The 5,996-nt window shown below is 73.2% G+C and carries 6 protein-coding genes; all 6 read right to left on the bottom strand.

Annotated features, from left to right (window positions below; all coding sequences use genetic code 11):
- Positions 1 to 268: 268 nt before the first annotated feature.
- Complete coding sequence (gene aroQ, locus KS423_RS36400; protein ID WP_224284021.1) at positions 269 to 697, bottom strand: type II 3-dehydroquinate dehydratase; 429 nt, start codon at positions 695 to 697, stop codon at positions 269 to 271.
- 8 nt (positions 698 to 705) lie between these two features.
- Positions 706 to 1,797, bottom strand: a complete 1,092-nt coding sequence (aroB, locus tag KS423_RS36395; protein WP_224284020.1) for a 3-dehydroquinate synthase — start codon at positions 1,795 to 1,797, stop codon at positions 706 to 708.
- Positions 1,790 to 2,377: a shikimate kinase gene (locus KS423_RS36390; protein WP_224284019.1), complete on the bottom strand. Its 588-nt coding sequence runs from the start codon at positions 2,375 to 2,377 to the stop codon at positions 1,790 to 1,792. Before KS423_RS36390 ends, aroB begins: the two co-directional genes overlap by 8 nt.
- A complete protein-coding gene (gene aroC / locus KS423_RS36385) occupies positions 2,377 to 3,561 on the bottom strand; it encodes a chorismate synthase (protein WP_224284018.1) in 1,185 nt (394 codons plus the stop codon). The genes KS423_RS36390 and aroC overlap by 1 nt, the downstream gene beginning before the upstream one ends.
- A gap of 231 nt (positions 3,562 to 3,792) precedes the next feature.
- Positions 3,793 to 4,623, bottom strand: coding sequence for a shikimate dehydrogenase (locus KS423_RS36380; protein ID WP_224284017.1), 831 nt, complete (start codon positions 4,621 to 4,623; stop codon positions 3,793 to 3,795).
- Positions 4,624 to 4,657: 34 nt separating this feature from the next.
- Positions 4,658 to 5,996, bottom strand: a 1,339-nt coding sequence (gene mltG / locus KS423_RS36375; RefSeq protein WP_224284016.1) for an endolytic transglycosylase MltG, incomplete at its 5' end; no start/stop codon positions are given.

Here is a 5,996-nt window from a genome sequence, read left to right as displayed (position 1 = left end):
AGCGGTGGGCCCGGGAGCGGTGGGCCCGGGAGCGGTGGGGGCAGCGGGCGCCGGGCGGACCGGCGGCGGAGACGGAGGGGAGACCGGCGCCCCCGAGGACGTCCCCCGTGTACCGCCCCCCGGCGGCACCGGCGGAGCGACAGGACGCGGCGGGACCTGCCCACCTCCGGCGTACTGCGTCACGGCACCTCCCGACACCTTTCAGCGGGGACACTACACGGCGGCCCGGCAGCGGGCACAGTCCGCTGCCGGGCCACCGCCCGTACCCTCAGCGGGTGGTGAGCTGCTCGGCCAGCGCGCGCAGTGCCAGCTCGTAGGAGCCCAGCCCGAATCCGGCGATGGTGCCGGAGGCCACCGCGGCGATCACCGAGGTGTGCCGGAAGGTCTCCCGGGCGTACGGGTTGGAGATGTGCACCTCGATCAGCGGCGCGGTGCGCTGCGCCGCGGCGTCCCGCATCGCGTACGAGTAGTGCGTGAACGCACCGGGGTTGATCACCACCGGCACCCGGCCGTCCGCCGCCTCGTGCAGCCACTCCACCATCTGCTGCTCGGAGTTGGTCTCGTGCACCTCGACCTCGAAGCCGAACTCCTTGCCCAGCGCGGTGCAGCGCTCGACCAGTCCGGCGTACGAGGTGGCGCCGTAGACGTCCGGCTCGCGGCTGCCCAGCCGGCCCAGGTTGGGGCCGTTGAGGACCATCACCCTGGTCACGCGGAGACCTCCGCGTACGCGGCGACCAGCAGCGACGGGTCGGGGCCCTCCAGCACGGAGGTCTTGCCCAGGCCGTCCAGCACGATGAAGCGGATCAGGTCGCCGCGCGACTTCTTGTCGATCTTCATCGCGTCCAGCAGCTTCGGCCAGGCGTCCGCCCGGTAGCTCAGCGGCAGACCGACCGAGGCCAGCACGGTACGGTGCCGGTCGGCCGTCTCGTCGTCCAACCGCCCGGCCAGACGGCCGAGTTCGGCGGCGAAGACCATGCCGATGGAGATCGCCGCGCCGTGCCGCCACTTGTACCGCTCGTTGCGCTCGATGGCGTGGCCGAGGGTGTGCCCGTAGTTGAGGATCTCGCGCCGCCCGGATTCCTTGAGGTCCCCGGAGACCACGTCGGCCTTGACCTGGATGGCCCGGCGGATCAGCTCGACGGTGTGCGGCCCCGCCGGCGACTTGGCGCCCTCCGGGTCGGCCTCGATCAGGTCGAGGATGGCCGGGTCGGCGATGAAGCCGCACTTGATGACCTCGGCCAGGCCGGAGACGTAGTCGTGCCTGGGCACGGTCTCCAGGGTGCCGAGGTCCGCCAGCACGCCCACCGGCGGGTGGAACGCGCCGACCATGTTCTTGCCCTCGGCGATGTTGATGCCGGTCTTGCCGCCGACCGCCGCGTCGACCATGCCGAGCAGCGTGGTGGGCATGGAGATCCAGCGCACCCCGCGCAGCCAGGTGGCGGCGACGAAGCCGGCCAGGTCGGTGGTGGCGCCGCCACCGAGGCCGACGATGACGTCGCTGCGGGTGAAGCCGGTCTGCCCGAGCACCGACCAGCAGTACGCGGCGACCTCGGCGCTCTTGGCGTCCTCGGCGTTGGGCACCTGCAGCGCGATGGCCTCGTAGCCCTCGCCGAGCAGGTCCTCGCGGATCGCGTCGGCGGTGGCGGCCAGCGCCTCCGGGTGGATGATCGCGACCCGCTTCGCCCGGGCGCCGATCAGCGGCGCCAGCTCGCCGAGCAGCTGGTGCCCGATCAGCACGTCGTACGGGTCGTGGCCGGCGCTGCCGCCGACGTGGATCCTGACGGTGGTGTCAGTCATGGGGGGTCTTCAGCTCCAGTGCTTCCAGTACGGCGTCCGCGACCTGCTCCGGGCTGCGCCCGGCGGTGTCGACCACGGCGGTGGCCACCTCCAGGTAGAGGGGGCGGCGGGCCTCCATCAGCTCGCGCCAGCGGGCCCGCGGGTTGATGGCCAGCAGCGGGCGCGGGGCGTCCAGGCCGACCCGCTTGACCGCGTCGGCCAGCGGGACCTCCAGGAAGACCACCGGCAGCTCGCGCAGCAGCGTGCGGGTGGCCTCGGCCAGCACCGCGCCGCCGCCGAGCGCCAGGATCCCGTCGTGCCCCTCGGCCGCCGTGCGCACGGCGGCCGCCTCCAGCGCGCGGAAGTGCGGCTCGCCCTCGTCGACGAAGATCTCCGGGATGGGCTTTCCGGCCGTCGCCTCGATGTCGGCGTCGGTGTCCCGGAAGCCGACACCCAGGCGCTCGGCCAGGACCCGCCCGACGGTGGACTTGCCACTGCCGGGCGGGCCGACCAGCACGACAACGGGCGAATTACCCCCGGCCCCCGCTTCGCTCGGCCGGTGGCTTCGCCAGGAGGCCCCTTCTTCTGGCCGCTCGCTCATTATCGGACGATCAGGTTGTCGAGGTAGCCCTGGACGTTGCGCCGGGTCTCGGAGACGTTGTCGCCGCCGAACTTCTCGTTCACGGCGTCCGCCAGCACCAGCGCGACCATCGCCTCGGCGACGATGCCCGCGGCCGGCACCGCGCAGACGTCCGAGCGCTGGTGGTGCGCCTTGGCCGGCTCACCGGTGCGCACGTCCAGGGTCTGGAGCGCCCGCGGCACGGTGGCGATCGGCTTCATCGCGGCGCGCACCCGCAGCACCTCGCCGGTGGACAGGCCGCCCTCGGTGCCGCCGGAGCGGCCGGAGGTGCGCTTGACGCCCTCGGGGGTGGGGACGATCTCGTCGTGCGCCTCGGAGCCCGGCACCCGGGCCAGGTCGAAGCCGTCGCCGACCTCGACGCCCTTGATCGCCTGGATGCCCATCAGCGCGGCGGCCAGCCGCGCGTCCAGCCGGCGGTCCCAGTGCACGTGCGAGCCGAGGCCCACCGGCACGCCGTACGCCAGCACCTCGACCACGCCGCCCAGGGTGTCGCCGTCCTTGTGGGCCTGGTCGATCTCGGCGACCATCGCCTTCGAGGCCTCGGCGTCCAGGCAGCGCACCGGGTCGGCGTCCAGCCGGGCCTCGTCCGAGGGCAGCGGCAGCACGCCGGCCGGCGCCTTGGCGGCGGCCAGCTCGACCACGTGGCTGACGATCTCGATCCCGGCCACCTCGCGGAGGTACGCGCGGGCGACGGCGCCCAGCGCGACCCGGGCGGCCGTCTCGCGGGCGCTGGCGCGCTCCAGGATCGGCCGCGCCTCCTCGATCGAGTACTTCTGCATGCCGGCCAGGTCGGCGTGACCGGGCCGGGGGCGGGTGAGCGCCTCGTTGCGGGCCAGGCCCGCCAGCACCTCGGGGTCGACCGGGTCGGCCGACATGACCTGTTCCCACTTCGGCCACTCGGTGTTGCCGACCATGATCGCGACCGGGCTGCCCATGGTCAGACCGTGCCGGACGCCGCCGAGGAAGGTCACCTCGTCCTGTTCGAACTTCATCCGCGCCCCGCGGCCGTAACCGAGCCGGCGGCGCGCCAGCGCGTCGGCCACCACGTCGGTGGTGACCGGTACACCGGCGGGCAGGCCTTCCAGCGTCGCGACGAGTGCGGGACCGTGCGACTCCCCCGCCGTCAGCCAGCGCAACGTACCCAACGGAGCTCCTTCATCAGCGGACCGGACCTCGGCACCGCCGGGGCCCGCCCGGGCGTGCCTTGTGCCTGAATCCTTTCATGCCCCAGCAGCACCTGGGGGCACAGTCCGCGTGACGGACGGCAACCGGCCACGATCCGGCCGGGAACGGCCCCGGAACCCGCCGGAGGGCGGGCCGGGCGCCCGGCCGTAGGACCGGGTGCCCGGCCCGACGCCGGAGTCCGCGGCCGGGGCTCAGTGCCCGGCGAGCGCCTTCTCCCCCGCCTCGCGCATCGCCGCCAGCGGCCCGGGCGTCCGCCCGGTGAAGGCCTCGCTCTGCAGCACCGCCTGGTGCACCAGGAGGTCCAGCCCGCCCAGGACGGTCGCCCCGCGCCCGGCACAGGCGGCGGCCAGCGCCGTCGGCCACGGGTGGTACAGCACGTCGAACAGCGCGCCCGGCTCGGCGGGCAGCGCGTCGGCGAAGACGTCGGTCGCGCCGACCGGCGTGGTGGAGACGGTCAGCGGCCGGGCCAGCGCCTGCGCGCCGCGCTCCCAGTCGGCGGTGCGGACGGCCACGCCGAGCCGCTCGCCCAGCTCGGCCATCTCCCGGGCCCGCTCGACGCTGCGCACGTAGACCGTCACCTCGCCGGTGCAGATCTGGGCGAGCGCGGCCAGCGCCGAGGAGGCGGTGGCCCCGGCGCCCAGCACGGCCGCCTCGGGCACCTCGGTGATCCCCCGCTCGCGCAGCGCGTTGACCAGCCCGGGAACGTCGGTGTTGTCCCCGGTGCGCCGGCCGTCGGCGGTGAACACCACGGTGTTCACCGCGTCCACCGAGCGGGCCGTCGCGCTGACCTCGTCGAGCAGCGGGATGACCGCCCGCTTGAGCGGCATGGTGAGCGACAACCCGGCCCACTCGGCCTCGTCCAGGGCGGCGACGAACCCGGGCAGCCCGGCCTCGTCGACCTCGAAGCGGTCGTAGCGCCAGCCGTCCAGCCCGAGCGCCGCGAAGGCGGCGCGGTGCAGGTCGGGCGAGAGCGAGTGGGCGATCGGCGAGCCGAGTACGGCCGCCCGGTGCTTGCTGGTCAACGCTGCCCCTCCGTGAACTGTCTTCCGACCGTGGCTACTTCTTGGTGGTGCAGTGGCCACGTGCCTCGTCGAAGCCGTTGCCGGCCGCCAGGCAGAACTCCTTGACGTTGGCGTAGTGCTCCTTGCTCGTCTCGGCGAACCGGGTGTTGGTCGGGGACATCGCGATGAAGTACAGCCACTTGCCGTCCGCCGGGTGCAGCACCGCGTTGATCGCGTCGTCGCCGGGGTTGGAGATCGGACCGGGCGGCAGGCCCTGGTTGATGTAGGTGTTGTACTTGTTGGATGCGTCGTCCATGTCCTTCTTGTCGAGCTCCTTGCGGCCCAACGAGTACTGGAGCGTGGTGTCCATGCCGAGCCGGTGGTTGATCTCGCCGCCGGCGGCCAGCCGGTTCTGGATGGTCTTGGCCATCTTGGCGAAGTCCTCGGGGTTGTTGCCCTCGCGCTGGAGGATGCTCGCCTCGATGAGCACCTCGTAGCCGGTCTTCAGCCCCACCGAGGCGGCCTGGGAGTCCAGGCCGGCGTACTTCTCGGTGGCGTTCTTCACCATCTGCTTGAGCAGGTCCTCGGGCTTCATGCCCTCGGCGATGTTGTAGCGCGTCGGCCAGAGGAAGCCCTCGATGTTGCCCTGCGCGTACGCCGGCAGGCCGAGGTCGTTGACCTGGGCCTTGGCGACGCCCGCCGTGGTGCCCTTCTGGAGCTTCAGCTTGTCGTCGATCTTGGCGTAGATCTCGGAGGAGTTCTTGCCCTCCGGGATCACGATCGCCGCGCCGCCCGCCTGGTCGAGCAGCTCCTTGAGCGCGGCGGCCGCCGACATCTCCTTCTTCATCTCGTAGAAGCCGTACTGGATGGTGCCGCACTTGGGCTCGGCCTTGCAGGCCGCGGAGAACGCGTCGACGCTCTTGACCACGCCGGCGGTCTTCAGCGCCAGGCCGATCTGCCCGCCGACCGCGCCCTTCTTGACCTCGACCTGGACGGGGGTGGTGCCCTCGCCGGTGAAGTCCGGCGCGGGGCCGAAGTGGTCCTGCCAGAAGCCGTATCCCCACCAGCCGGCCCCGCCCACGGCGCCGAGCAGCACCAGTGCGACCAGCAGGCAGGCGCCGCCGTTGCGGCGGCCCGACTTCTTGCCCTTCTCCTTGCGCTTCTTCTGGGCCTCGCGGGAGTCGTCCTGCTCCCCGAGGAAGCCGGCCTCCCCGGTCTCGGCGTGCTCGTCGAGGTACCCGTCGTCCTCGTGGCGGCCGTCCTCCTGGCCGTCCCACTCGTCCTTCCCGCCCTCGCGGGCGGCGCCCACCGGGTCGGCGCCGGCCTCCAGAGCGGCGGCCTCGGCCTCCCAGTCGATCCCGTCCGGGCCGGGGCCGGCGGCCGGCGCGGGCTCC

Origin of the sequence: Streptomyces sp. LS1784, assembly GCF_020103755.1 — a bacterium.
Taxonomy (GTDB): domain Bacteria; phylum Actinomycetota; class Actinomycetes; order Streptomycetales; family Streptomycetaceae; genus Kitasatospora.
The sequence above is the reverse complement of the archived record's forward strand: the minus strand, read 5'-3'. Positions and strand labels throughout refer to the sequence as shown.

Bases quoted from the DNA above. Each gene is read 5' to 3' on its own strand.
- aroB (WP_224284020.1), bottom strand. From the start codon at position 1,797: ATGACTGACACCACCGTCAGGATCCACGTCGGCGGCAGCGCCGGCCAC.
- aroQ (WP_224284021.1), bottom strand. From the start codon at position 697: ATGGTCCTCAACGGCCCCAACCTGGGCCGGCTGGGCAGCCGCGAGCCG.
- KS423_RS36390 (WP_224284019.1), bottom strand. From the start codon at position 2,377: ATGAGCGAGCGGCCAGAAGAAGGGGCCTCCTGGCGAAGCCACCGGCCG.